Source organism: Pararhizobium sp. O133, assembly GCF_051669845.1.
Lineage (GTDB): Bacteria > Pseudomonadota > Alphaproteobacteria > Rhizobiales > Rhizobiaceae > Pararhizobium.
Map to the genome: position 1 here is coordinate 887,157 of NZ_CP196426.1, position 25,344 is coordinate 912,500.

At 62.3% G+C, this 25,344-nt stretch carries 17 protein-coding genes and 1 tRNA gene (1 of these 18 cut by a window edge); 6 read left to right on the forward strand and 12 right to left on the reverse strand.

Annotated features, from left to right (window positions below; translation table 11 throughout):
* Nucleotides 1-19: 19 nt before the first annotated feature.
* From ACST81_RS04170 to ACST81_RS04215, 10 genes are all read right to left on the reverse strand, one after another.
* Entirely contained in the window at nt 20-340 is a 321-nt protein-coding gene (locus ACST81_RS04170; RefSeq protein WP_438751584.1) for a hypothetical protein, read from the reverse strand.
* Nucleotides 337-1,830, reverse strand: coding sequence for a siroheme synthase CysG (gene cysG, locus ACST81_RS04175; protein WP_438751585.1), 1,494 nt, complete (start codon nt 1,828-1,830; stop codon nt 337-339). The genes ACST81_RS04170 and cysG overlap by 4 nt, the downstream gene beginning before the upstream one ends.
* Entirely contained in the window at nt 1,802-4,459 is a 2,658-nt protein-coding gene (locus tag ACST81_RS04180) for a nitrate reductase (RefSeq protein ID WP_438751586.1), read from the reverse strand. The genes cysG and ACST81_RS04180 overlap by 29 nt, the downstream gene beginning before the upstream one ends.
* Nucleotides 4,460-4,752: 293 nt before the next feature.
* Nucleotides 4,753-5,088: a nitrite reductase small subunit NirD gene (gene nirD / locus ACST81_RS04185; RefSeq protein ID WP_438753372.1), complete on the reverse strand. Its 336-nt coding sequence runs from the start codon at nt 5,086-5,088 to the stop codon at nt 4,753-4,755.
* A complete protein-coding gene (gene nirB, locus ACST81_RS04190) occupies nt 5,088-7,538 on the reverse strand; it encodes a nitrite reductase large subunit NirB (RefSeq protein ID WP_438751587.1) in 2,451 nt (816 codons plus the stop codon). The genes nirD and nirB overlap by 1 nt, the downstream gene beginning before the upstream one ends.
* Before the next feature lie 5 nt (nt 7,539-7,543).
* On the reverse strand, nt 7,544-9,307 hold the full coding sequence (locus ACST81_RS04195; protein WP_438751588.1) for an ABC transporter ATP-binding protein: 1,764 nt from the start codon (nt 9,305-9,307) through the stop codon (nt 7,544-7,546).
* 9 nt (nt 9,308-9,316) lie between these two features.
* Entirely contained in the window at nt 9,317-10,402 is a 1,086-nt protein-coding gene (locus tag ACST81_RS04200; protein WP_438751589.1) for an ABC transporter permease, read from the reverse strand.
* Between the two features lie 35 nt (nt 10,403-10,437).
* Nucleotides 10,438-11,841, reverse strand: coding sequence for a CmpA/NrtA family ABC transporter substrate-binding protein (locus tag ACST81_RS04205; protein WP_438751590.1), 1,404 nt, complete (start codon nt 11,839-11,841; stop codon nt 10,438-10,440).
* Nucleotides 11,842-12,199: 358 nt separating this feature from the next.
* Nucleotides 12,200-13,498 carry a CmpA/NrtA family ABC transporter substrate-binding protein gene (locus ACST81_RS04210; RefSeq protein WP_438751591.1) on the reverse strand — a complete coding sequence of 433 codons (1,299 nt, stop codon included), beginning with the start codon at nt 13,496-13,498 and terminating at the stop codon, nt 12,200-12,202.
* Nucleotides 13,499-13,532: 34 nt separating this feature from the next.
* Nucleotides 13,533-14,120: an ANTAR domain-containing response regulator gene (locus ACST81_RS04215; RefSeq protein ID WP_438751592.1), complete on the reverse strand. Its 588-nt coding sequence runs from the start codon at nt 14,118-14,120 to the stop codon at nt 13,533-13,535.
* A 213-nt stretch (nt 14,121-14,333) separates the two neighbouring features.
* Between ACST81_RS04215 and ACST81_RS04220 the strand changes: the two genes are divergently transcribed.
* Together ACST81_RS04220 and ACST81_RS04225 are read left to right on the forward strand one after the other, a co-directional pair.
* A complete protein-coding gene (locus ACST81_RS04220; protein WP_438751593.1) occupies nt 14,334-16,070 on the forward strand; it encodes a cation:proton antiporter domain-containing protein in 1,737 nt (578 codons plus the stop codon).
* A 117-nt stretch (nt 16,071-16,187) separates the two neighbouring features.
* On the forward strand, nt 16,188-17,471 hold the full coding sequence (locus ACST81_RS04225; protein ID WP_438751594.1) for a cystathionine gamma-synthase family protein: 1,284 nt from the start codon (nt 16,188-16,190) through the stop codon (nt 17,469-17,471).
* Between the two features lie 213 nt (nt 17,472-17,684).
* Here the strand turns inward: ACST81_RS04225 and ACST81_RS04230 are convergent.
* Nucleotides 17,685-17,761: transfer RNA gene (locus ACST81_RS04230), tRNA-Arg, on the reverse strand.
* A gap of 202 nt (nt 17,762-17,963) precedes the next feature.
* Here ACST81_RS04230 and ACST81_RS04235 point away from each other — a divergent pair.
* The 4 genes from ACST81_RS04235 to metH all read left to right on the forward strand — a co-directional run bounded on the left by ACST81_RS04235 (nt 17,964) and on the right by metH (nt 24,516).
* The gene (locus tag ACST81_RS04235; RefSeq protein ID WP_438751596.1) at nt 17,964-18,860 is read left to right on the forward strand and encodes an ROK family protein; all 897 of its coding nucleotides are present in this window, start codon (nt 17,964-17,966) and stop codon (nt 18,858-18,860) included.
* Between the two features lie 18 nt (nt 18,861-18,878).
* Complete coding sequence (locus tag ACST81_RS04240) at nt 18,879-19,370, forward strand: heme-degrading domain-containing protein (RefSeq protein WP_438751597.1); 492 nt, start codon at nt 18,879-18,881, stop codon at nt 19,368-19,370.
* A 53-nt stretch (nt 19,371-19,423) separates the two neighbouring features.
* Nucleotides 19,424-20,581: an AGE family epimerase/isomerase gene (locus ACST81_RS04245; protein ID WP_438751598.1), complete on the forward strand. Its 1,158-nt coding sequence runs from the start codon at nt 19,424-19,426 to the stop codon at nt 20,579-20,581.
* Between the two features lie 161 nt (nt 20,582-20,742).
* Entirely contained in the window at nt 20,743-24,516 is a 3,774-nt protein-coding gene (metH, locus tag ACST81_RS04250; protein ID WP_438751599.1) for a methionine synthase, read from the forward strand.
* 21 nt (nt 24,517-24,537) lie between these two features.
* Here metH and ACST81_RS04255 read toward each other — a convergent pair whose 3' ends face one another.
* On the reverse strand, nt 24,538-25,344 hold the 3' portion of the coding sequence (locus ACST81_RS04255; protein ID WP_438751600.1) for an FAD-dependent monooxygenase. 714 nt of this gene lie beyond the right edge of the window; the window shows 807 of its 1,521 coding nt (coding positions 715-1,521); the start codon falls outside the window, past its right edge — the gene reads right to left on this strand; its stop codon occupies nt 24,538-24,540.

Consider the following 25,344-nt stretch of genomic DNA (forward strand, 5'->3'; position numbering starts at 1 on the left):
CGCCAGGTTTTCTGGCGGCTCAGTGCGTCGCGCTTAAAACGGCATAAGCGAGCAGACTGCAGGCTGCCATTGCCACGCGAACCGAGGCGCCCGCCTGACCGTTGCCGAGAAGCACTGCGAATGCCAGCCCGAGCGCAATAGTCACAATGCCGGTGAGCATGTCATTGCCGACAAAAGCCAGGGCCGAGGCGGAAAGGCAGACAGTGCTGGCAAGCGTCGTGGCCGGTGACATGAGGATCGTATTGTCGGTCGCTTGCGAGAAGATCGTCCGGAACCGGCTCCAGCTGCAGGCAATGGCGAGGCTGAGGAAAAGCATGGCGAGAATTTGGGTCTGCATCATACGGCCCGCCGTTCGATAAAGGGAAGTGTGTCCGGCGAGGTCTCGGTGTTCTGGCGGGCTTTGGAAAAGACGGAGCCGACACCGATCAGCACCGGATTGTCGACACCGATGCTACTCACCGCATCGGCAAGGCCGTCGAGTGTCCCGACCCAGCGTGATTCGTTGGCGCGGGTGATGGCGCCGACGACGACGGTTGGGGTGCGTCCACTCATGCCCGCAGCCCGCAGCCGGGTCTGGATCTGGCCGGCGGTGCGGCCGCCCATGTAGAAGATCGTCGTGGTTGCCGCCTCGGCCAGGTTCCGCCAGTCGAGATTATCAGGCAGGTGTCCGGAGCGGGAATGGCCGGTGACGAAGCGGACGGCCTGCGCGTGGTCGCGATGCGTCAGCGAAACGCCGAGCCGCGCCGCCATGGCGCTGGCCGAGGTGATGCCGGGAACGATATCGACGAGGATACCTTCCTTTTCCAGGCAGGCGATTTCCTCGCCGGCACGGCCGAAGATCATCGGATCACCGGATTTCAGCCGGACGACGCGCTTGCCGGCCTTGGCCAGCGAAACCATCATGGCGTTGATGTCTTCTTGGCTGCAACTGGCGCGACCGCCGCGCTTTCCAACCAGCATCCGCTTGGCCTCGCGGCGGGCAAGTTCCAGCACCTCGTCGGATACGAGATCATCGAACAGGATGACGTCGGCGGCCTGCAGCGCGCGGACGGCCTTCAGCGTCAAAAGTTCCGCATCGCCCGGCCCGGCGCCGACCAGGGTAACGCGGCCGGTGGAGGTCTTGGCGGTTGTTTCGAGCCTCTCGGCTGATGAAAGAAGGTCGCGTTCCGTGCCGGCTCCCGGTTCAGGACCAAAGGCGCGATCGACGAATCTTTCCCAGAAGGCGCGGCGTGGTGCGCCGGGGCTGATCCGGGCGTTGACCTTGTCACGGATCGTGTGGGCCAGCGATGCCCAGGATTTCAGCGAGGGTGGCAGCAGTGTTTCGATACGGCGACGGATCGCCTGGGCGAGAATGGGGGCGGCGCCATCGGTGGAGATGGCGACGACGACGGGAGAGCGGTTGACGATCGAGCCGAACTGGAACTGGCAATATTTCGGGTTGTCGATGATGTTGACCGGGACGCCGGCCTTGCAGCCGGCTTCGTGGAAGATGGCTGCGGCCTTATCATCCGTGCAGTCCGCAACTGCGATCGCGGCACCCTCGAAGGATTGCTGCGACCAGAGCGCGTCGTGATGAACGAACCGGCCTTCGCCCGAATCAGCGCTGCGGGCGATGAGATCGGCGAAACTCTCGCTCAATTCATCTGCGTAGACATGGACATGAGCGCCGCAAGCGGCCAGCAATTCCGCCTTCCAGGCTGCGGCATCGGATCCGCCGGCTACAATGACGCGCTTCCCTTCGAGCGCCCAGAAGACGGGAAGCTTGGCGAGCGGCGCCATGCGGGCGGGTGCGGCGTTGCGGTCACTCGGCGGCAGCTGCAAGACATCCATCGATGATCCCCCTGATTTCCGCGCGGCAGGAGCCGCAATTGGTTCCGGCATTGGTTTCCTTGCCGATCGCCTCGACGCTGTGACAACCGCCGCGAACGGCCGCGATGATTTGGTTGACGCCGACGCTGAGGCAGGAACAGACGGTGGCGCCGGGATCCATCCGGCCGGCGCCGGGACGCCCGGCAACGACGGCAAAGCGCTTGGCCATTTCCGTATGTGCCGCGGCGAGCTGTTCGATTGCCCAGTTGCGGGCGACGGCCACCGGCTGGCGGGCGATGAACAGGGCGGCCAGCAAGCGGCTGCCGTCGAAAAAGGCGAGGCGCAGATCGCCGGATTGCGCGTCGGCATAACCGAGCGGCTCGATATGATCGGGGATGTCGAAGCGTGCGCGGCACCAGGCCGTCCAGTCCTGCGGCGCGGTATCGAAGGCCAGCTCCAGCCGCCATCCGCCATCCGCCTTTGCCATCGCCCAATAGGCGCTGCCCGGATGCTCGGGCTTGGCGGCGGAGACGGCGAAACCGTAGTGCGAAACCGGAAAGCGGCGTGCGGCGACCGCGACATTCTTCGAGGCGGGCTGACCGGAGACGGGATCGGTGACCGGGGCAACCACCACGTCGATCCGCGCCTTGGCAGCGAACTGGTCGTTCCAGTGCATCGGCACGAACAGGCTGCCGCGTGCCTGCCGGTCGGTGACGAGGGCACGCACGACGGCCTTGCCGTAGGGGCTTTCGATTTCGACAAGGGCCGCGCTGGCGACGCCCATTTCCATCGCATCGCGCGGATGGATCTCGGCGAAGGGCTCGGCGATATGGGCGGAAAGACGGGCGCTCTTTCCGGTGCGCGTCATCGTGTGCCACTGGTCGCGGATGCGACCGGTGTTGAGGGTGAGTGGGAATTCGGGGCTGGTGCGATCGGAAACCGGCGCGCTGACCGCGATAAAACGGGCCTTGCCGTCGGGGTGGAAGAAGCCGCCGTTCGCGAAGAACCGGGTGACGCGCGGGGCTGTCTTCTGGGGTTGCGGCCACTGGAACGGCATCAGCGCATCGTAGGTCACGGGAGCGATCTCGGCATGGGCGCCGATGTCAAAATCGCGGCTGCCGTTGTTTTCGAAAGCCGAGAGGGCGGCGTGTTCGGCAAATATTTCCGTGGCGGAGGAATAGGAAAACGCGTCGGCAAAACCCATGCGGCGTCCGACTTCCGCCATCTGCCACCAGTCGGCTTTCGCCTCGCCCGGCTTGGTGAGAAAATCGCGCTGGCGGGAAATGCGGCGCTCGGAATTGGTGACGGTGCCGTTTTTCTCACCCCAGCCGAGCGAGGGCAGCAGCACATCGGCGAACGATGTCGTGTCTGTCTGCTGCAGGACGTCGGAGACAACGACGAAGGGGCAGGCGGCAATCGCGGCCGCGACGGCATCCGCATCCGGCATCGAGACGACCGGGTTTGTCGCCATGATCCAGAGCGCCTTGATGCGTCCGTCGGCCACCGCGCGGAACATGTCGACAGCCTTCAGGCCGGGCTTGCGGGCAATGGTGGGCGACGCCCAGAAGCGCTGCACGCGGTCGCAGTCCTCGGGGTTTTCGATCGCCATATGGGCGGCGAGCATGTTGGCGAGACCGCCGACCTCGCGTCCGCCCATGGCGTTCGGCTGGCCGGTCAGGGAGAACGGTCCCATGCCGGGCCGGCCGATGCGTCCCGTCGCGAGGTGGCAATTGATGATGGCGTTGACCTTGTCTGTGCCGGAGGCCGACTGATTGACGCCCTGGCTGTAGCAGGTGACGACCTTTTCGCTTTCCTCGAACAGCCGGTAGAACTGCCGCAACTGCATCGACGGCAAGCCGGTGAGTTCCATCAATTCGGCGATGCTCAACGACGAGGCTGCGGCAAAGGCCTCGGAAAAGCCTTGGGTGTGACGGCCGATATAGTTCTGGTCGATCGCGGCGGTGCCGGCGAGATGGGCGAGCAGGCCCATGAACAGCGCCACATCGCCATCTGGTCGTATTGCCAGATGCATGTCGGCGATATCGACGGTCATCGTCCGGCGCGGATCGATGACGACGATCTTCATGGAAGGTCGGGCGGCCTTGGCTGCGGTGAGACGCTGGTAGATGACCGGATGGCACCACGCGAGATTGGAGCCGGTGAGGATGACGAGGTCCGCAAGCTCGAGATCCTGATAGGTGCCGGGAACCGTATCCGCTCCAAAAGCACGGCGATGGCCGGCGACGGAGGAGGACATGCAGAGCCGCGAATTGGTGTCGATATTGGCCGAGCCGATAAAGCCCTTCATCAGCTTGTTGGCGAGGTAGTAGTCTTCCGTCAACAATTGGCCGGAGACGTAGAAGGCGACAGAGTCCGGGCCATGCTCGGCAATGGTTTCCGAAAAACGCGTAGCAACGAGGTCGAGCGCCTCGTCCCATCTTGCCCGTTGTCTGCCGATCTGAGGGGTCAGCACGCGTCCGTCGAGATCGATGGTTTCGGCCAGTGCCGAACCCTTGGAACAGAGCCGGCCGAAATTGGCGGGATGATCGGGGTCGCCCTTGACGCTCACCGTGCCGGTGTCATCGATTTTGGCGATGACACCGCAGCCGACGCCACAATAGGGGCAAGTGGTCTTGGTTTCAGTGGACATGGGCGTGTCCTCTGATCTGATTGTGAATGCGGGCTGCGGCTTCCCTCTTCTCCCCAGCGGGGAGAAGTGCCGAGCACAGCGAGGCGATGAGGGGGGCTTCGGCGAAGCCGGAGCCGGGCATCAGATTCACAGGGTGGCCTTCGGCCCCCCTTATCCGGCCCTGTGGGCCACCTTCTCCCCGCTGGGGCGAAGAGGGGACCGAGTTCGAACGCCGATCCCGAAACCCTTCAAAGGCAGCGGAGAAGGCAAAAGGTTGAGCAAGGGGGGGTATCGCCACAAACTCCGTCATGCGCCTACTCCGCCGCCATCATCAGGCTTTCCAGCGCGATGGAGAGCGCGCCATTGTCGTTGCGCACCCGGATCGTGCGGACCTCGCCCTGATCCGCGCCCAGCGCCTTGCCGGTTTCGAGCGAGATGACCCAGTTGTGGAGCGGGCAGGTGACTGCAGTGCCATGGACGATGCCCTGGCTGAGCGGGCCGCCCTTGTGCGGGCAGTGGTCCTCGATGGCGAAGACCTCGTTTTCGCTGGTGCGGAACACAGCGATCTTGCCCTGCGGGGTCTTGACGCAGCGGGCGCCGCGCAGAGGGATGTCGGAAATATTGCCGATTGCGATCCAGTTCATGTCCATCACTCCGCAGCTTCCGGATAACCGACCGTCGCCATCGGCCGGAATTCATGCTTGTCCTTGCCGGAGACGCGCTCCGACCAGGGATCGACCTGGGCGAATTTCTGGGAGAAGACGAAGCGGTCGTAATAGGTCTGGCGCTTGTCCGCATCATCCATGATCTGGCGGCGGATTTCGTCCAGCCCGATGCGCTTGGCCCATTTATAGATACGCTCGAGGTAGCGGCCCTGCTCGCGGTACATCTGGGTGAGCGCCACGATATGCTCCAGCGCCTCGTCTTCGGTCCTAACGAGGCCGAGCACTTCCGTGCCCTTGATGTCGAGACCGGCGGCTCCGGCAAAATGGATCTCGAAGCCACTGTCAACGCAGATGACGCCGATATCCTTGCAGGTGGCCTCGGCGCAATTTCGCGGACAGCCGGAGACTGCGAGCTTGAGCTTGGCCGGCGTCCAGGAACCCCACATGAATTTCTCGATGCGGATGCCGAGCCCGGTGGAATCCTGTGTGCCGAAGCGGCACCAGTCGGAACCGACGCAGGTTTTTACCGTGCGCAGGCCCTTGGCATAGGCCTGGCCGGAGATGAAGCCGGCCTTGCCGAGATCGGCCCAGACGGCCGGCAGGTCTTCCTTCTCGATGCCGAGCAGATCGATGCGCTGGCCGCCGGTGACCTTGACCAGCGGGATTTCGAATTTGTCGACGACATCGGCGATCGCCCGGAGTTCACCGGCATTGGTGACGCCGCCCCACATCCGCGGAACGACGGAATAGGTACCGTCCTTCTGGATGTTGGCGTGGACGCGTTCGTTGATGAAGCGGGACTGGTAGTCGTCGGCATATTCGTCCGGCCAGTCGCAAACGAGATAATAATTGAGTGCCGGGCGGCATTTGGCGCAGCCGCAGGAGGTCTTCCATTCCAGTTCCTGCATGACGGCGGGAATGGTCTTCAGACCCTTTGCCTTGATCAGGCGGCGGACATCGTCATGGCCGAGTTCAGTGCATTTGCACATCGGCTGGACGGCGGCCGGATTGTAGGCATCGCCGAGCGTGATGGTCATCAGCTGTTCGACCAGGCCGGTGCAGGAGCCGCAGGAGGCGGAGGCCTTGGTGTGGGCACGGACATCGTCCAGCGAGGTCAGGCCCTTGGAGGTGATCGTCGAGGTGATTTTGCCCTTGCAGACGCCGTTGCAGCCGCAGATTTCCGCATCATCCGGCAAGGCTGCAACGGCCGCCATAGGGTCCAGCGGCGACCCTCCCTGGTAGGCCTGTCCGAAGATGAGCGTTTCGCGCATTTCGGAAATATCGGTGGCTTTCTTCTTCAGGTCGTTGAACCAGGCGCCATCGGAGGTTTCGCCGTAGAGCACGGTGCCGATGATCCGGTTGTCCTTCAGAACCAGCCGCTTGTAGACGCCGGCGGTGGCATCGCGCAGCACGATTTCCTCGCGGTCGTCGCCATCAGCAAAATCGCCGAGCGAGAAGAGGTTGATGCCGGTGACCTTGAGCTTGGTCGGCGTGTCGGAATGGACGAAGGCGGGCGTGCGATCGCCGGTCAGATGCGATGCGGCGATGCGGGCCATTTCGTAGAGCGGGGCGACGAGGCCGTAGACCATGCCATCGACTTCGGCGCATTCACCGAGCGCCAGAATGTCACCATCCGAGGTCTGCATGCCGGAATCGACGACAATGCCGCGATTGACGGCAAGGCCTGCTTCCTTGGCAATGCCGGCGTTCGGACGGATGCCGACCGCCATGACGACGAGCGTCGCCGGTATGATGGTGCCGTTGTCGAGTTCGATGCCCTCGACCTTGCCATTGCCGATGATCGCCTTGGTGTTGGCCTTGCAGATGACCTTGATGCCGCGTTCCTCAACGGCTTTCTGAAGCAGGTAGCCGGCGGCCGGATCGAGTTGGCGTTCCATCAGCGTCGGCATGACGTGCAGTACGGTCACGTCCATGCCGCGCGAGGCAAGGCCAGCTGCCGCTTCGAGGCCGAGCAGACCGCCGCCGATGACGATCGCCTTTTCGCGCGACTGGGCGGCGAGCAGCATGGCCTGTACGTCGTCGAGGTCGCGATAGGTGATGACGCCGGGTAGGTCCTTGCCGGGAACCGGAATGATGAAGGGCACGGAGCCGGTGGCGATCACCAGCTTGTCGTAGCTTTCGGTGACGCCGTGGTCGGAGGTGACGGTCTTCGCCGCCCGGTCGATCGCGACGATCCGGTGGCCTTTATAGAGCGTGATGCCGTGCTTGATGTACCAGCCGTCGCCGTGAATGACGATTTCCTCATAGCTCTTTTCACCGGACAGCACCGGGGAGAGCATGATGCGGTCGTAGTTGACGCGCGGCTCGGCGTTGAAGATCGTGACGCTATACTGCCCGGGTGCTTTCTCAAGCAGATGCTCCAGCATGCGCCCGGGCGCCATGCCATTGCCGATGACGACGAGTTTTTGGGTCATGTCGGTTACTCCGCAGCTGTTCTGGGAAGGGCGCTGCCGGTCTCTCCGAGACGGACGGCGCGCTTCTGCCGGATGGTTTCGAGGCGTTCGGGCGACGGATTGGCGCCACCCTCATAGGCTTCGAGGAAATCGATGAGTTCTTCGCGGTAGGCGTAGTAGTGGCGATGGGCGAGCAGGGCCTTGCGGCTGCGCGGGCGCGGCAGGTGCACGTCCATGATGTTGCCGATGCGGGCGTTGGGACCGTTCGACATCATCACGACGCGGTCGGCGAGCAGGATCGCTTCGTCGACATCGTGCGTCACGCAGATCGCCGTCACCTTGGTTCGCGCCCAGACGTCCATCAGCACTTCCTGCAGTTCCCAGCGTGTCAGGCTGTCGAGCATGCCGAAGGGCTCGTCGAGCAGCAGCAGCTTGGGGGAGAGGGCGAATGCGCGGGCGATGCCGACGCGCTGCTTCATGCCGTTCGACAGATCGGCGGCGATGCGGTGCATGGAATCACCGAGCCCCACCTTCTCCAGATAATATTCGACGATGTCCTTGCGTTCGGCGGGGGATGCCGTCGGATAGACGCGATCGACGCCCAAGGCCACATTTTCACGTGCTGTCAGCCATGGCATCAGCGAGGGTGACTGGAACACCACGGCCCGGTCCGGTCCGGCGCCGGAAATTTCCTTGCCGTCCAGGATGATGCCGCCGCCGGAAATCGAGTTCAGGCCGGCTGCCATCGACAGGACGGTGGACTTGCCACAGCCGGAATGGCCGATGACCGAGATGAATTCGCCCTTGTTGATCTTCAGGTCGAAGCCATCGACGACCGTCAGCGGCCCCTTCGGCGTCGCGTAGGTCTTGCGAACCTCCGAGAACTCGACGAAGCGGCGCTCGACCACGGTGCGAGCGGCGCGCTCGTATGCGGCCGGCAGCTTGTCTTTTGCCGGCTTCTGGGTGATCGGGATGACGTTCGGCAGCTCGATGAGGCGACCGATGGAGCTATTCCGGTCGGCGCCGACATCCATCAGATAGGCGGTGACGGCGGCGCGCAGGCGGATGAATTCGGGATCCGAGTTCATCTTGGCGCGGATGCGTGGACGCGGCAGGGCCACGTCGAAGCTCGGGCCGAGCGTTGCCTTCGGGCCGGGTGTCAGCGGAATGATGCGGTCGGCCAGCAGGATCGCCTCGTCGACATCGTTGGTGACGAGAATGATTGTCTTCTTTTCCTGTTCGGAAATCGCCGCGAATTCATCCTGCAGCTTGGAGCGGGTCAGGGCGTCGAGCGCCGAGAGCGGTTCGTCCATCAGGAGGACTTGCGGCTGCATCGCCAAGGCCCGCGCCACGGCGACGCGCTGGCGCATGCCGCCGGAGAGTTCGGCAGGCTTGCGGTCCCTGGCATGAGCAAGGCCGACCATGCCGACATATTGCGAGACGATAGCTTTGCGCTCCGCCTTGTGCTTGGCCTTGAAGACACTGTCGACGGCGAGCGACACGTTCTGATCGACTGTCAGCCAGGGCATGAGGGAATAGGACTGGAACACCACGCCGCGTTCCGGGCCGGGGCCGGTGACTTGCCTGTCGTTGAACAGTACGGCGCCGGAATCCGGCGTGATGAGGCCGGCGAGCAGGGAGATCAGGGTCGTCTTGCCCGCGCCGGAGAAGCCGACGATGGCAATGAACTCGCCCTTTTTCACCTTCAGATTGACGTTCGACAGAACGTCGTTGCGGCTCTTGCCCTGGCCGTAGGATTTCGAAGCGTCGCTGAGTTCGAGAATGGTCATCGCCGGTCCTTATCGATTGGCCGAGAAGGTGAAGGCGGACTGGAGCGCGAACATGATGCGGTCGAGCGCAAAGCCGATGATGCCGATGGTCAGGACCGCGACCATGATGCGGGCGAGCGAGGTTTCCGAGCCGTTCTGGAATTCGTCCCAGACGAACTTTCCAAGGCCGGGATTCTGCGCCAGCATTTCAGCGGCGATCAGCACCATCCAGCCCACGCCGAGCGCAAGCCTGAGGCCGGTGAAGATCAGCGGCAGGGCGGACGGCAGGACGAGCTTGCGGATCGTCGTTGTGGTCGAAAGCTGCAGGACCTTGCCGACATTGACGAGATCCTTGTCGATCGACGCGACGCCGAGCGCGGTGTTGATCAGTGTCGGCCACAGTGAACAGAGGGTGACGGTGACGGCCGAGATCACCAGCGACTTCGGCAGCATGTCGGACGGGTTCACGTAGAGTGCCGAGACGATCATGGTCACGATCGGCAGCCAGGCAAGCGGCGAGACCGGCTTGAAGAGCTGGATCAGCGGGTTGATCGCGCCATTGATCGTGCGTGACAGGCCGGAGGCAATGCCAAGCGGGATGGCGATGACGCTGCCGATCAGGAAGCCTAGACCTACTGTGAGCAGAGAGGTCAGGATCTGGTCGAGATAGGTCGGCTTGCCGGTATAGGTGCGGTGCTTGACCTCGTCCGGCTTGCCTTCCGCGACGAGTTTGGCGTTGCGTTCGTCCTGGCGCTGGTAGAAAGCACCAGCCTTTTCGCGCTCGGCGAAATGGTCCTGCCACAGCACGCCCGCCTGCTCGAAGACCTCGACCGGGCCGGGAACCGCTCCGAGCGATGTCTTGACCGTCGGGGCGAGAACGCCCCAGGCGACCAGGAAGAACAGGATGCCGGCAAGCGGGACGACCAGGGTCTTGCGGATTTCCGCCATCTGCTCACGAACGCTATCCCCGGCGGCGATCCTGAGGAGCGGCGTCACCCAGCCGAGCCCGAGAATGTTGAGCCAGGTGGCGGTCTTGTTGATGCGCTGGAAGAGGCGTTCCCGGCGCATGGCGCTGTTGAGCTTGCCGGTATCGATGCTATCGGATGCGTGGGCCATTTAAGCTTGCCTTGTAGATATCTGGAAAGGGTGGATCAGCCGCCGACGATCTCGGAGCCTTCGACCTTCTGCTGGCCTTTCAGGCCGAGCTTCAGGCTGTCGATGTAGGCGTTGGGCTGCTTGCCGTCGTAGCTGACGCCGTCGATGAAATCGGCGGTGGCCGGCTTGTAGCCATCGCTGTTCCAGGGGAAGTCGGCATCCTTGGCCTTGCCTTCCTCGACCAGCATCCTGGCAGCCTTCAGGTAGAGGTCCGGCTTGTAGACGGACTTGGCGGTCTCTGCGAACCAGGCGTCGTCCTTGAATTCCGGGATCTGGCCCCAGCGGCGCATCTGCGTCAGGTACCAGATGGCATCGGAATAGAAGGGATAGGTGGCGTTGTGGCGGAAGAAGACGTTGAAGTCCGGCACGTCGCGCTTGTCGCCCTTCTCGTATTCGAAGGTTCCGGTCATCGAGTTGGCGATGACCTTGGCATCGGCGCCGACATATTCCTTGCGGGAGAGAATCTCGACAGCCTCGGCGCGATTGGCGTTGTTGTTTTCGTCAAGCCACATGGCGGCGCGGATCAGCGCCTTCGTCAACGCGATCGTCGTGTTGGGGTTCTGCTCGACGAAGTCCTCGGTCAGGCCGAGCACCTTTTCCGGATTGTTCTTCCATATTTCGTAGTCGGTGACGACGGGAACGCCGATGCCCTTGAAGACAGCGGCCTGGTTCCAGGGTTCGCCGACCGAATAGCCGAGGATCGTGCCGGCTTCGAGGGTTGCCGGCATCTGCGGCGGTGGCGTTACCGACAGAAGCGCGTCGCCCATGATCTGGCCGGAAACGTCGGCCGGCGAGTAATAGCCGGGATTGATGCCGCCGGAGGCCAGCCAGTAGCGCAGCTCGTAATTGTGGGTGGAAACCGGGAAGACCATGCCGAGATTGAACGGCTTGCCGTCTGCCTTGAACGTATCGATGACGGGCTTCAGCGCATCGGCCTTGATCGGATGCGCCGGTTTGCCGTCGGCACCGACCGGGATGTTGGCCTTCATCATGTCCCAGATCGCGTTGGAAACGGTGATGCCGTTGCCGTTGAGATCCATGGAAAACGGCGTGACGATATGGGCTTTGGTACCGTAGCCGATCGTCGCGGCCAGCGGCTGGCCGGCCAGCATATGAGCGCCGTCGAGTTCTCCGGTGATGACGCGATCGAGCAGGACTTTCCAGTTGGCCTGCGGCTCAAGCGTGACATAAAGCCCTTCATCCTCGAAGAAGCCCTTTTCGTAGGCGATCGCCAGCGGCGCCATGTCGGTCAGCTTGATGAAGCCGAGCTTCAGTTCGTCCTTTTCGAGCGACAGCGTTTCAGCCGAGGCGTGCGTGGCAAAGACGCCGGTCGTCAGGGCGGAACAGATGACTGTTCCGGCCAGCATCGTCTTCATGGCATCCGTCAATTTCTCGGTCATCTGTCGGTCCCCTTGGGCTGCGGGAAAATGGGCAATAAAAAACGCCGCTCGGAGATTGCGCCTGCGGGATGATCTCGATCCCGGACTGCAAAAACCTTGCGACGTCGGTGTCACTGCGAGCCCATGTCTGCGGGCTCGACTTGCTGCGATCGCCATTGACCGCTGCGATTCATGTCATGCAATGCGCATGCCAGTTTTGAGGGGAAATATTAGGGTGTTGAAACTGAAAGGATTTTTATGATTTTTGGAGGATAGATTAAAATTTGATCATGCTTATGCGATGCAAAAGTTTTTGGCGTTTGCTTTTGCATTGTCGATTTCGCAGGGGAAATTTTGTGCAATGCAAAATCCTCGAGCGTCAGATTTCGTCGCCTGAGAGGCCATCCCGCATCCCTGTCTTGACCGGGAAGGCGGCAATATAGGCGGCCATATCACGGGGGTCGAAAACCTGGCCGTCCAGGAAGCGGTCGCTCTCCATGGCGCCTTCGATCCGCGCGTCGTCGTCGGTTGGCATGGTACCGGCGCCGAGAGCGCGGCGATAGATATCCGGCCTGTAGGCGGAGGCAGCGCCAGTCATGCCGCTCGGTGAAAGCTCCGTCTGCCCCCAGCGGACCATCTGGCTGTAGAGCCAGAGCGCCTGGCTCGGCCGCGGATAATTGGCGGAGTCGGCGTGAAAGGTGAAGTAGTCGGTGATGATCCGCTTGTTGCCTTCGCCATCGAGGTTGAACTCACCGGCGAGAACTCGGCGAATGATGTCGATGGGCGCGGCAATATAGCGGCTGTCGGCCAGCGCCTCGGCCAGGGCGTCATGGTTGCCGGGATCGTCGCACCAGCGGGCGGCGGCATCGAGCGCGACGATGAGGCGAGATACGGTCTCCGGATGCGCCTCAGCCCAGTCCGGCCGCATGCCGATCACCTTTTCCGGGGCAGAAGGCCAGATGTCCTGCTTGGCTGCGACGATGCGGCCCGTGCCGCGTTCGGAGGCGACCATGTTCCAGGGGGCGCCGACACAGAAGCCGTCGATGGCATTGGCGGCGAGTGCATCCGATGTCATCGGCGGCGGTACGACGACGAGCTTGATGTCGCGGTCCGGATCAATGCCGCCGGCGGCCAGCCAGTAGCGGAATTCGTAATTGTGGGAGGAGAAGGGGTAGGTGACGCCGAGCGTCGGCGGCGCTTCGCCGCGCGCCTTCATGCCCTCGATCACCTTGGCCAGCGCTCGGGCGTTTTCCAGTGCGCCGGCGGTCTCGATTATGCCCGCCTCCTGCCGCATGCGGGCGTAGAGTCGGGTCGAAAGCGTAATGGCGTTGCCGCCGCGACCGAGCGAGAAGGGGGTGATCGTCGGCGAGGGGTTGGAGCCGAGCCCGAGCATCGAGGCGACCGGCATGGGCGACAGCATGTGGGCGATGTCGAACTGGCGAAAAGCCAGCCGGTCGCGGACATTGGCCCAGGAGATATCCCGGACGAGATCGAGCAGGATGCCTTCCTTCCGTGCAAAGCCGAATTCCGCGGCAGCGATCAGGACGGAGGCATCAACGAGCGGAATGAAACCGGCGCGCAGCGTGCGCGGGCCTTCCCCGGTCAGTCGGCCGGGTGCAGCGAGCTGACTGTTGCCGTCGCGCGGACTGCCGGACGAATCCGTGGATTTCGTGATCATGTTCACTCCACTGCCTCCCCGGGCATGCCGACCATCACATCAAAAGCCCTGCAGCGGTTACGACGCTTTGCGCGATGTCGGACAATTTCTTCTTCTCGTTCATGGCGGTCTGGCGCAGCAGCGCATAGGCCTGCTCCTCCGAAAGGCCGCGCATCTTCATCAGGATGCCCTTGGCGCGCTCGACAACCTTGCGTTCTTCCAGTGCGGACTTGGCATCCGCCAGTTCTCGCTGCAGCCGCGAAAAGGCGTTGAAACGGCTGACGGCCATGTCGAGGATCGGCTTGACGCGCTCCTTCTTCAGGCCGTCGACGATATAGGCGGACACGCCGGCATCGACGGCGGCCTCGATGGAGGCCGTGTCGGAGCGATCGACGAACATGGCGATCGGCCGGCTGAGCGTGCGCGTCAGCTGGAAGAGATGTTCCATCATGTCCCGATTGGGATTCTCGAGATCGATGAAGATCACGTCAGGTTGCAGCGTCTCGATGATGCGGGCGATGCCGTTGACCTCGTTGACGACGGTGACCCTGGCATGTCCCGCCTCACGCAGACCTTCCTCGATGATGGAGGCGCGGATAGCGTTTTCATCGATCACAAGAATGGTGAGGTCCAAATAAGCCATGGCGCATACATGACGCAGTGCAGCAAACTTGGCAATGCCTATAATTGCAGCGTTTCCTGTTGCGCATTAAAAATTAGGCAAACAGCTTGGTGTCGATGATTCGACGTGCTTTTTTCAATACGCTGTTTTATCGGATGGAAGAGGGTGGCTTACGATGAGACGGATCGTAAGGGCGGAGAGATTTGCAGTCGGGGGTAGGGCGTGCATCAGGACATGGCTTTGGTAACGACCGTCGCGGTCAGCTTCGTGCTGGCGGCGGCCTTTGGCTACTGTGCCGATCGGCTTCGCTTGCCGCCCCTTGTCGGATATCTGGTGGCCGGCATCATGATCGGGCCGTTCACGCCGGGCATTGCCGCTGATGGCGCCATGGCGGCGCAACTGGCGGAAATCGGCGTTATCCTGCTGATGTTCGGCGTCGGCCTGCATTTCTCGGCGTCCGACCTCATCGCGGTGCGCGGCGTCGCCATTCCCGGCGCCATCGGCCAGATCGTCCTTGCAACGCTGCTCGGCATTGGGCTCACCACGCTCTGGGGCTGGAGCCTCGGCGCCGGTCTGGTCTTCGGTCTGAGCATATCCGTCGCCAGCACCGTCGTGCTCCTGAAGGCGCTGGAGGAGCGAAATCTGGTCAATTCGCCCAACGGCCGCGTCGCTATCGGCTGGCTGATCGTCGAGGACCTGGCCATGGTTCTCGCTCTCGTCCTCTTGCCGATCGTGGCGCAGGTGCTGGGTGATCATGACGCGGTCGGCTCTCATGGTTTGCCGGCCAGTGGCGGCACGGAAATCATGCTGACCATCGCCATGACGGTGGTGAAGCTCGCGGCCTTCGCGGCGCTTGCGATCATTCTCGGTCCCAGGATCGTGCCCTGGATCCTGACGCTGGTCGCCCGTACCGGATCGCGCGAATTGTTCACGCTGACGGTTCTGGCGACCGCCGTGGGGCTTGCCTTCGGATCGGCGGCGATCTTCGGCGTCTCCTTCGCGCTCGGCGCATTCTTCGCCGGCGTCATCATGAGCGAATCGCATCTCAGCCATCGGGCGGCCGCCGATTCGCTGCCGCTGCAGAATGCCTTTTCGGTTCTGTTCTTCGTCTCCGTCGGCATGCTGTTCAATCCGTATATCCTGATCCGCGAGCCGCTGGAGGTTCTCGCGATCCTGGCGCTGGTCACGCTCGGCAAATCGATCATCGCCATCGGCGTCGTCGTGCTTCTGCGTTATCCCATATCGATGGCGCTGACGGTCGGGGCGAGCCTCGGGCAGATCGGCGAATTTTCCTTCATCGTGGCGGGGCTCGGCATTTCGCTCGGCCTCTTGTCGCAGGAGGGGCATGACCTGATCCTTGCTGGCGCCATCCTGTCGATCACACTCAATCCGATGCTCTTCTGGGCGGCCGGCAAGCTTAGAACCGTGCTCGGCACGGTCGCCCCGACATTCGTCGCCACCCATGGCGCGCGCAAGCTGGCGGTGCTCAGCCGCGATCTCGATATCGTCAAGGCGCGGGTGGAGGAGAAGGAGAGCCAGCAGCAACTGAAAAAGCAGCAACTGGTCAGCACCTTCCCGCTGTTCTCGCAGGTCGACGAGCATGCGCTGGAAGAATTGTTGTTGCTATTCCGGCCCGCCTCCGCCCAGCCGGGTGACAAGGTGATCCGTGCCGGAGAGCGGGGTGACGCGATGTATTTCATCGCCGCCGGCACCGTCGAGGTTCGCCTGGAGGCCGGCTCGGTTCCGCTGGAGGCAGGTGCGTTCTTCGGCGAAATGGCACTCCTGAGTGGCGGCTTGCGCACGGCCGACGTGATCGCCGTCGATTTCTGCCAGTTCCTCAAGCTCGACCGGCGCGACTTCAACATGTTCATGGCGCGCCATCCCCGCCTTAGGGCTGTCGTCAGCGACATGGCCCGCGAGCGCAAGCAGATGAATGTGGTGCGCGAAGCCAATGGCAGCGCTTCGGACTGAAACTTGCGCGGTTTTGGCCGGAGTGCAATTTTCACCGAAAAACCTGTCGGGATTGGCAATAATCGACATGCGGCTATGATGTAGACTTTTCAGGTCACATTGAAGCCGGAGACCGCCATGACTGCGCCGCATCCCTCCAAAACCCATATCGGCAACCACAAGCTCCATCCAGAAACGCTGATGCTGAATTTCGGCTATGACCCGGAACTCTCCGAAGGCGCGGTCAAGCCACCGGTTTTCCTGACCTCGACCTTCGTCTTCAAGTCTGCGGAAGAGGGGCGTGACTTCTTCGACTTCGTTTCCGGGCGGCGCGAACCGCCGGCGGGCACGGCGGCGGGGCTCGTTTATTCCCGCTTCAATCACCCCAACAGCGAGATCGTCGAGGATCGTCTGGCGGTGTATGAACGCACCGAAAGCTGCGCGCTGTTTTCCTCCGGCATGTCGGCGATCGCGACAACGCTCCTGGCCTTCGTTCGTCCGGGCGACGCGATTCTTCATTCGCAGCCGCTCTATGGGGGAACGGAAACGCTGCTTGCAAAAACCTTCCTGAATATGGGGGTCGCGGCGGTCGGGTTTGCCGATGGCGTCAATGAAGAGAGTGTGCAATCGGCGGCAGATACAGCGATGGCAAAGGGCCGCGTCTCGATGATCCTGATCGAGACGCCGGCCAATCCCACGAACAGTCTGGTCGATGTCGCCATGATTCGCCGCATCGCCGACAGGATCGGCAAGGCGCAGGGGCATACGCCTGTCATTGCCTGCGACAATACCTTGCTCGGACCTGTGTTCCAGCGGCCGATCGAACATGGCGCGGATATTTCGCTCTATTCGCTGACCAAATATGTCGGCGGCCATTCCGACCTGATCGCCGGTGCGGCGCTTGGCTCGAAGGCCGTGATGAAACAGGTCAAGGCTCTGCGCGGTGCGATCGGCACGCAGCTCGATCCGCATTCCTGCTGGATGCTCGGCCGCTCGCTGGAAACGCTGTCGATCCGCATGGAAAAGGCAAACGGCAATGCGCTGGAGGTGGCGAATTTCCTGAAGGATCATCCGAAGGTCGAAGGCATCCACTATCTGCCCTATCACGATCCGCAGTCAACACTTGGAAAGACCTTTGCCGCCCAATGCACCGGCGCCGGCTCGACCTTTTCCTTCGACATCCGCGGCGGCCAGCCAGCCTCGTTCCGGTTCCTCAATGCCTTGCAGATCTTCAAGCTGGCCGTCAGTCTCGGCGGCACGGAATCACTTGCCAGCCACCCGGCCAGCATGACCCATTCCGGCGTACCCATCGATGTGCGTCAGCGTATCGGCGTGCTGGAATCGACCATCCGCTTGTCGATCGGTATCGAGCACCCCGACGACCTGATCGCCGATCTGACGATGGCGCTCGACGCGGCATGACAGGCGTTTTTCTTATTTTTCGTTGTGTCTTGAAACGGTTACATTGATGCGCCATATTACATCCATGGAATTCGTTTCCAGCGGTTGACCACGGATGTACTGGCAACTGTTGTCGAGACGGGTCGGAGAGGTCGGGTTTTCACCCGGCCTTTTTCTTTGGGCGAACCATTTTCTGCGCTTTGGGAAATGCCTTCGTGAGGGCGGCTCGAAGAATGGTGATCCCAATTGGATTCGAACCAATGGCCTCAGGATTAGGAATCCTGCGCTCTATCCTGCTGAGCTATGGGACCGACCGGAAGAACCCATACAAAAGGCTTGAGCTTTAGCCAAGTGTTTTCCTGCGCACCCGCCCGCTGCTTTTTCCGCGGCGCGTCGGCGTGGGGCTGGCGCCGGATGCTTTTCCGATGTTAAGCAGGATGCGGCGTAACGGGGAGGAGACCCGGCCGTTACGGTGCCGCTTTGACAACGAGACGCACAAGAGTTTGATTCAGCATGTTCATCGGAATTGATTGGGGCGGTACGAAAATGGAAGTCATCGCGCTCGATCGCGATGGCGCAACAAGGGCAAGGCACCGGATCGCCACGCCGACCAGCGGTTACGACGCCTGCGTGCGCGCCGTGCAGGATCTGGTCGCGGCGGCCGAGCAGATGGCCGGCGAACGCGGCACCGTCGGCATCGGCATTCCCGGCAGCCCCAATCCTCGCACCGGCATCGTGCGCAATTCCAACGCGGTGCTTTTGAACGGCCAGCCGCTTGGCCGCGACCTTGCGGCGGCGCTCGGCCGCGAGGTGCGGCTTGCCAATGATGCCAATTGCCTCGCCGTGTCCGAGGCGGTGGATGGTGCCGGCAAGGACGAGCATACCGTATTCGGCATCATCGTCGGCACCGGCCATGGTGGCGGCCTTGCCATCGGCAAGCATGTGCATGCCGGTTATCAGGGCGTTGCCGCCGAGATCGGCCATTACCCCTTGCCCTGGATGACGCCCGAGGAATATCCCGGCCACAAGTGCTGGTGCGGGAAGCACGGCTGCCTCGACATGTATGCCTGCGGTACCGGCGTGGAGCTTGACTACCGCACGACGACGGGCATCGACAGGCGCGGTCGCGACATCATTGCCGACAAGCGCAACGGCGAGCCGATGGCGATCGCCGTCTACCAGCGTTTCGTCGATCGGCTGGCGCGCAGCCTGGCGCTTCTGACCAATGTCGTCGATCCCGATGTCTTCGTGCTGGGCGGCGGCATGTCGAATGTCGATGAAATCTACGACGAATTGCCGGACCTGATCGTCAAATATATTTTCGGAGACAGTTTCGAAACGCCGATCCGCAAGGCGGTGCATGGTGATAGCTCGGGCGTGCGTGGCGCGGCCTGGCTGTGGAAAGACTAGAGAAAAGGAAGAGGACGTATGGGTATCGACGTGGATCTGGAGCGGATCGCCTTTCAGGAAAGCGAGCTGCAGTTCGAGAGCTTCAATCTCGAAAGCGGCTGGGCGCTGGGCTCGCTGCTGCGGGACATGGCCGTCGAGCGCAAGCTGGGCGTGGTGATCGATGTCACGCTGTTTTCGATGCCGGTCTTCTATACGGTGCTTGCAGGGGGGACCCCAGACAATCCGCATTGGGTGCGCCGCAAGCGCAACTGCGTCTTCCGGTTCCTGAAGAGCAGCTATGCCGTCGGTCTGTCGCTCGCCAAGCAGGAAACCACCATCCAGGCGAAGTTCGGATTGCCGGACGCGGATTACGCGCCGCATGGCGGCAGCTTCCCGATCGTCGTCAAGGGTACGGGCTGCATCGGCGCCGTCACCGTTTCCGGCCTGCCGCAGCGCGAGGACCACAATATGGTCGTGGAGGCGCTGGCCCGGATTCTCGGCAAGGACAATGACGTGCTGAAGCTGGCATAGTCCCGTTTCGATCGATATTTTCAAATGCATGTGCTGGAACGGATTTTTTGCCAATGGATATTGCAGGCTTTTCCGCAACGCTGAACGAATGGCTGACCGGAGCGGCGCTGCCGCTCTGGCGGGAGAGGGGCTTTGACGGTCCCGGTGGCGGTTTCGTCGAAACCATCGATATGGCGGGCGAACCGACGCGGGCAAACCGCCGGTCGCGCGTCCAGCCCCGTCAGGTTTATTGCTTTGCCGAAGCCGGTCGCCGTGGCTGGAGCGGTGACTGGCATACGCTCGCGATCTCAGGTGCGGCCTATTTCGACCGCGTCTTCCTGCAGCCGAGCGGCTTTTTCGGCGCGCTGGCGGATGCGGATGGCACTCTGATCGATGCGTCCTTCGATCTCTACAACCAGGCTTTCGCGCTTCTCTCCTTCGCCTATCTGGCGCAGGTTTTCCCGGAGCGGAAGGCGGAGATGATCGAACGCAGCAACATGCTGCGCCAAAAGCTCGAAGCCTTTTGCAAACATCCGTCGATCGGCTTCGAGGAAGACAACCCGCCACGCCTGCCGCTGGCCTCCAATCCGCATATGCACCTGTTCGAGGCCTGCCTCGCCTGCGAAAGCGTTGATGGTTTCGACACCGTCGCCTGGACCAATCTCGCCGATGAAATCGCCACGCTCTGCATGGATCATTTCATCGACGCGGAGACCGGCGCTCTGCGTGAATTCTTCGACCATGACTGGTCGCCGATGCCGGGGGACAAAGGACGGATCGTCGAGCCGGGCCATCAGTTCGAATGGGCCTGGCTGCTCTTGCGCTGGGGAGAGCGGCGCGGCAATGCGGACGCGCTGGTCAAGGCGCGCCGGCTGTTCGAGATCGGTGAACAATATGGCATCGCCCAGCCGCGCGAAGTCGTCGTCATGACGCTGTTCGACGATTTCTCGGTCGCCGATCCCATCGCTCGCCTTTGGCCGCAGACCGAATGGCTGAAGGCATCGATCCGCTTCGCGACGCTGTCGCTGGGGGAGGAGCGCGAGCGCTATCTGCGCTCGGCCGTGCGGGCCGCAACGGCGTTGATGCGCTTTCTCGACGCGCCCGTGAAGGGCCTTTGGCGCGACAAGCAGAGGGATGATGGCAGCTTCATCGACGAGCCGGCTCCCGCCAGCACCTTCTACCATATCGTCTGCGCCATCTATGAACTGGATGATTGCCTGAAGAGGCTTTGAGCCCACTATTTCGATAGATGTTTAAACGGCCCGCTTCCGCTGGAGCGGGCCGTTTCCGTTTGCATCGGACAAATACGCAAACTTCATATGTTGACATAAAGATATCTTTATGTGATTTCTGAAATTCGAGTTATTGTCGTTTTCAGAACGGGAGATTTCCCATGTCCGCCATCGAAGCCCTTTTCGGCGCCGTTTCCCCGCAACCGGATGGGTCCGAGGTCATGGCCGCGCTGAAGGCGGCGGCGCGCGAGCGCATCCTGATCATGGATGGCGCAATGGGCACGGAGATTCAGCAATTGGGACTTGGCGAGGATCATTTTCGTGGTGACCGGTTTACGGCCTGCGAGTGCCATCTGCAGGGCAACAACGATCTGCTGACGTTGACCCAGCCCGGCGCGATCGAGGAAATCCATTACAATTACGCCATTGCCGGCGCGGATATTCTGGAGACCAACACGTTCTCCTCCACCTCCATCGCGCAGGCCGATTATGGCATGGAGGCGATGGTCTATGAGCTCAACCGCGATGGCGCGCGGCTCGCGCGTCGCGCCGGGCTCAGGGCGCAGCAGGTGGACGGCAAGCGCCGGTTCGTTGCCGGTGCGCTCGGCCCGACCAACCGCACGGCCTCGATCTCGCCGGATGTCAACAATCCCGGCTTTCGCGCTGTCAGCTTCGACGACCTGCGCATCGCCTATGCCGAACAGTTGCGCGGCCTGATCGATGGCGGCGCCGATATCATCCTGATCGAGACGATCTTCGATACGCTAAACGCCAAGGCGGCGATCTTCGCGACCGAGGAAGTGTTTGCCGACAAGGGCGTGCGCCTGCCGGTGATGATTTCCGGCACGATCACCGATCTTTCCGGCCGCACGCTGTCGGGCCAGACGCCGACCGCCTTCTGGCATTCCGTGCGCCACGCCGACCCCTTCACCATCGGGCTGAACTGCGCGCTCGGCGCCAATGCCATGCGCGCGCATCTGGCCGAAATTTCCAGCGTTGCGAACACCTTCGTCTGCGCCTATCCGAATGCCGGCCTGCCCAACGAATTCGGCCGCTATGACGAAGGCCCGGAAGAGATGGCAGCCCAGATCGAGGCCTTCGCCCGCGACGGTCTCGTCAATATCGTCGGCGGCTGCTGCGGATCGACGCCGGAGCATATTCGCGCGATCGCCGAAGCCGTGGCCAAACATGCGCCGCGCGTTATCCCCGATGTGCCGCGGCTGATGAAGCTGTCGGGCCTGGAGCCGTTCACGCTGACCAAGGATATTCCCTTCGTCAATGTCGGCGAGCGTACCAATGTCACGGGCTCAGCCAAGTTCCGCAAGCTGATCACGGCAGGCAACTATGCCGAGGCACTCGACATCGCCCGCGATCAGGTCGCCAACGGCGCCCAGATCATCGATATCAACATGGATGAGGGCCTGATCGATTCGAAGCAGGCCATGGTTGAATTCCTCAACCTGATTGCCGCCGAACCGGACATTGCCCGTGTGCCGGTCATGATCGACTCGTCGAAATGGGAGATCATCGAAGCCGGGCTGAAATGCGTTCAGGGCAAGCCACTGGTCAACTCCATTTCCATGAAGGAAGGCGAGGAAGCCTTTCTGCATCACGCCCGGCTCTGCCGCGCCTATGGTGCCGCTGTGGTCGTCATGGCGTTCGACGAGCAGGGCCAGGCGGATACGAAGGCCCGCAAGGTCGAGATCTGCACGCGCGCATACAGGCTTCTCACTGAAAAAGCGGGGTTTGCGCCGGAAGACGTCATTTTCGATCCGAATATCTTCGCTGTCGCCACCGGCATCGAGGAGCACAACAATTACGGCGTCGATTTCATCGAGGCGACGCGCGAGATCATCGAAACCCTGCCGCATGTGCATGTCTCCGGCGGCGTGTCGAACCTGTCCTTCTCCTTCCGCGGCAACGAGCCGGTGCGCGAGGCGATGCATGCCGTGTTCCTCTATCACGCCATCCAGGCGGGCATGGACATGGGCATCGTCAATGCCGGCCAGTTGGCGGTCTACGTCCAGATCGAGCCTGAGTTGAAGGAAGCCTGCGAGGACGTCGTCCTCAACCGTCGCGCCGATTCGACCGAGCGCCTGCTGGAACTGGCCGAGCGCTTCAAGGGCGCGGCAGGCAAGGAGGCCAAGGAGCGCGATTTGAAATGGCGCGAATGGGCGGTCGAAAAGCGGCTTGAACATGCGCTGGTCAACGGCATCACCGAGTTCATCGAGGCGGACACCGAGGAAGCGCGGCAAAATGCCGAGCGGCCGTTGCACGTCATCGAAGGTCCACTGATGGCCGGCATGAACGTGGTCGGCGATCTCTTCGGGGCCGGCAAGATGTTCCTGCCGCAGGTGGTGAAATCCGCCCGCGTCATGAAGCAGGCGGTTGCCGTTCTGTTGCCCTATATGGAAGCCGAGCGGCTGGCGGGCGGTGGCGAAGGCGAACGCCAGAGCGCCGGCAAGGTGCTGATGGCGACGGTGAAGGGCGATGTCCACGATATCGGCAAGAATATCGTTGGCGTCGTGCTCGCCTGCAACAACTACGAGATCATCGATCTCGGCGTCATGGTGCCCTCGGCGAAAATTCTCGAAGTCGCTCGCGAGCGCAAGGTCGATATCATCGGCCTCTCCGGACTGATCACCCCGTCGCTCGACGAGATGGCGCATGTGGCGGCCGAAATGGAACGTGAGGGGTGCGATATCCCGCTTTTGATCGGCGGCGCCACGACCAGCCGCGTGCACACCGCCGTGAAGATCCATCCGCGTTACAGCCAAGGGCAGGCAATCTATGTCACGGATGCCAGCCGTGCGGTCGGCATTGTGTCCAGCCTTTTGTCGCCGGAGATGAAGGCTGGTTACGTCGAGACGGTGCGTGCCGAGTACAAAAAAGTTGCCGATGCGCATGCGCGCAACGAACTGGAAAAGCAGCGTCTGCCGCTGGCGAAAGCTCGCGCCAATGGCCAGAAGGTCGATTGGGCCACGTACCGGCCGAAGGTACCGTCCTTCCTCGGCACCCGCGTCTTTCAGGGCTGGGATCTGGCGGAACTGGCCGGCTATATCGACTGGACGCCGTTCTTCCAGACCTGGGAGATGAAGGGCGTCTATCCGAAGATCCTCGACGACGAGCGTCAGGGTGAGGCTGCCCGCCAGCTGTTTGCCGATGCCCAGGCCATGCTGGCCAAGGTGATCGCGGAAAAATGGTTTCTGCCCAAGGCCGTCGTCGGCTTCTGGCCGGCCGGTACCGTCGAGGACGATATCCGCCTGTTCACGGACGAAACCCGCAGCGCCGAGCTTGCCACCTTCTTCACCCTGCGCCAGCAGATGACGAAGCGGGATGGCCGCCCGAATGTCGCGCTGTCGGATTTCGTCGCGCCGGTGGAGAGCGGCGTCCGCGACTATATCGGTGGCTTCGTCGTCACCGCCGGCATCGAGGAGGTAGCGATCGCCGAGCGGTTCGAGCGCGCCAATGACGATTATTCCTCGATCATGGTCAAGGCCTTGGCCGACCGTTTCGCCGAAGCCTTTGCCGAGCGTATGCATGAACATGTTCGCAAGGAGCTTTGGGGCTATGCGGCTGACGAAATCTTTTCGCCGACGGAACTGATTGGTGAGCCCTATGCGGGCATCCGCCCGGCACCCGGCTATCCGGCTCAGCCCGACCATACGGAAAAGGCCACTTTGTTTGGTCTTTTGAAGGCTGAAGGGGAAATCGGTGTGATCCTGACCGAGAGCTTTGCCATGTGGCCGGGTTCGTCTGTTTCCGGCCTCTATATCGGTCATCCCGATGCCTATTATTTCGGTGTGGCCAAGGTGGAGCGTGATCAGGTCGAAGACTATGCCGCTCGCAAGGACATGCCGATCGGTGAGGTCGAGCGCTGGCTGGGGCCGATCCTCAACTATGTGCCGGCACCGAAGGTGGAAGCAGCGGAATAGGCGCCAATCAGGCCGTTTGAATCACGCGAGGCGAAGCGCCCGCTCGGCCAGATAGCCGTTCAGCCGATCCGCGCTTCCCAGCGGATCGGCAAGCCCGACATAGGTGTCCGGCCGCAGCAGATAGGTGGCATCCCGGGCCAGCCCGGCGTCGCCGAATGCCTCGCGCCATTCGAACACATGCAACGGGAGCTTGTGATCCGCGCAGGCGGCCTTCAGATCGTCCGAGGCGGTGCCGTAGACATGGACCTGCCAGGTGATGGCCGAGAGCGAATCATAATTGTCCCGTCCGTCGAACCGCACGAAGGGCAGCCGGTCGCCGCCTTCGATTTTTCCCGCCTTGCCGACGCTCAACGGGCTTTCCGGGTAATCGAGTGTCGTCTGCGAGACCAGGCGGAAGATCGCCTCCCGGGCCGAATCGAGGCTCCAGGCCACTTTCGCGAAAATCGGGGCGATCCGTGTGCGCATGAATTCGGCGATGCTGCCCTGCGCGGTGACGGCGCTGAAAACGCGGTCTGTGGTTTCGACCAGCTTGCGCGCGAAGACCGGCCGTTCCAGCTCGAAACTGTCGAGAAGACCGTCATCGGCCTGTCCCTTGAGCACTGCCGCCAGCTTCCAGGCGAGGTTGATGGCGTCACCGATGCCGGTGTTCATCCCCTGTCCACCCGCCGGGCTGTGGACATGCGCGGCGTCGCCGAGGAGAAAGACGCGGCCATGGCGGAAGCGCTCGGTGATCCGGTGATGGACGCGGTAGGTGGAAAACCAGTTGACCTTGTCGATGACAAGGCCGATGGCGCCGATCGCCTCGCGCCCGACATCGTCGATGGTGAG

Bases quoted from the DNA above. Each gene is read 5' to 3' on its own strand.
- ACST81_RS04170 (WP_438751584.1), bottom strand. From the start codon at position 340: ATGATGCAGACCCAAATTCTCGCCATGCTTTTCCTCAGCCTCGCCATT.
- ACST81_RS04195 (WP_438751588.1), bottom strand. From the start codon at position 9,307: ATGACCATTCTCGAACTCAGCGACGCTTCGAAATCCTACGGCCAGGGC.
- ACST81_RS04210 (WP_438751591.1), bottom strand. From the start codon at position 13,498: ATGATCACGAAATCCACGGATTCGTCCGGCAGTCCGCGCGACGGCAAC.
- ACST81_RS04240 (WP_438751597.1), top strand. From the start codon at position 18,879: ATGGGTATCGACGTGGATCTGGAGCGGATCGCCTTTCAGGAAAGCGAG.
- cysG (WP_438751585.1), bottom strand. From the start codon at position 1,830: ATGGATGTCTTGCAGCTGCCGCCGAGTGACCGCAACGCCGCACCCGCC.
- metH (WP_438751599.1), top strand. From the start codon at position 20,743: ATGTCCGCCATCGAAGCCCTTTTCGGCGCCGTTTCCCCGCAACCGGAT.
- nirB (WP_438751587.1), bottom strand. From the start codon at position 7,538: ATGACCCAAAAACTCGTCGTCATCGGCAATGGCATGGCGCCCGGGCGC.
- nirD (WP_438753372.1), bottom strand. From the start codon at position 5,088: ATGGACATGAACTGGATCGCAATCGGCAATATTTCCGACATCCCTCTG.
- ACST81_RS04220 (WP_438751593.1), top strand. From the start codon at position 14,334: ATGGCTTTGGTAACGACCGTCGCGGTCAGCTTCGTGCTGGCGGCGGCC.
- ACST81_RS04200 (WP_438751589.1), bottom strand. From the start codon at position 10,402: ATGGCCCACGCATCCGATAGCATCGATACCGGCAAGCTCAACAGCGCC.
- ACST81_RS04245 (WP_438751598.1), top strand. From the start codon at position 19,424: ATGGATATTGCAGGCTTTTCCGCAACGCTGAACGAATGGCTGACCGGA.
- ACST81_RS04235 (WP_438751596.1), top strand. From the start codon at position 17,964: ATGTTCATCGGAATTGATTGGGGCGGTACGAAAATGGAAGTCATCGCG.
- ACST81_RS04205 (WP_438751590.1), bottom strand. From the start codon at position 11,841: ATGACCGAGAAATTGACGGATGCCATGAAGACGATGCTGGCCGGAACA.
- ACST81_RS04215 (WP_438751592.1), bottom strand. From the start codon at position 14,120: ATGGCTTATTTGGACCTCACCATTCTTGTGATCGATGAAAACGCTATC.
- ACST81_RS04180 (WP_438751586.1), bottom strand. From the start codon at position 4,459: ATGTCCACTGAAACCAAGACCACTTGCCCCTATTGTGGCGTCGGCTGC.
- ACST81_RS04225 (WP_438751594.1), top strand. From the start codon at position 16,188: ATGACTGCGCCGCATCCCTCCAAAACCCATATCGGCAACCACAAGCTC.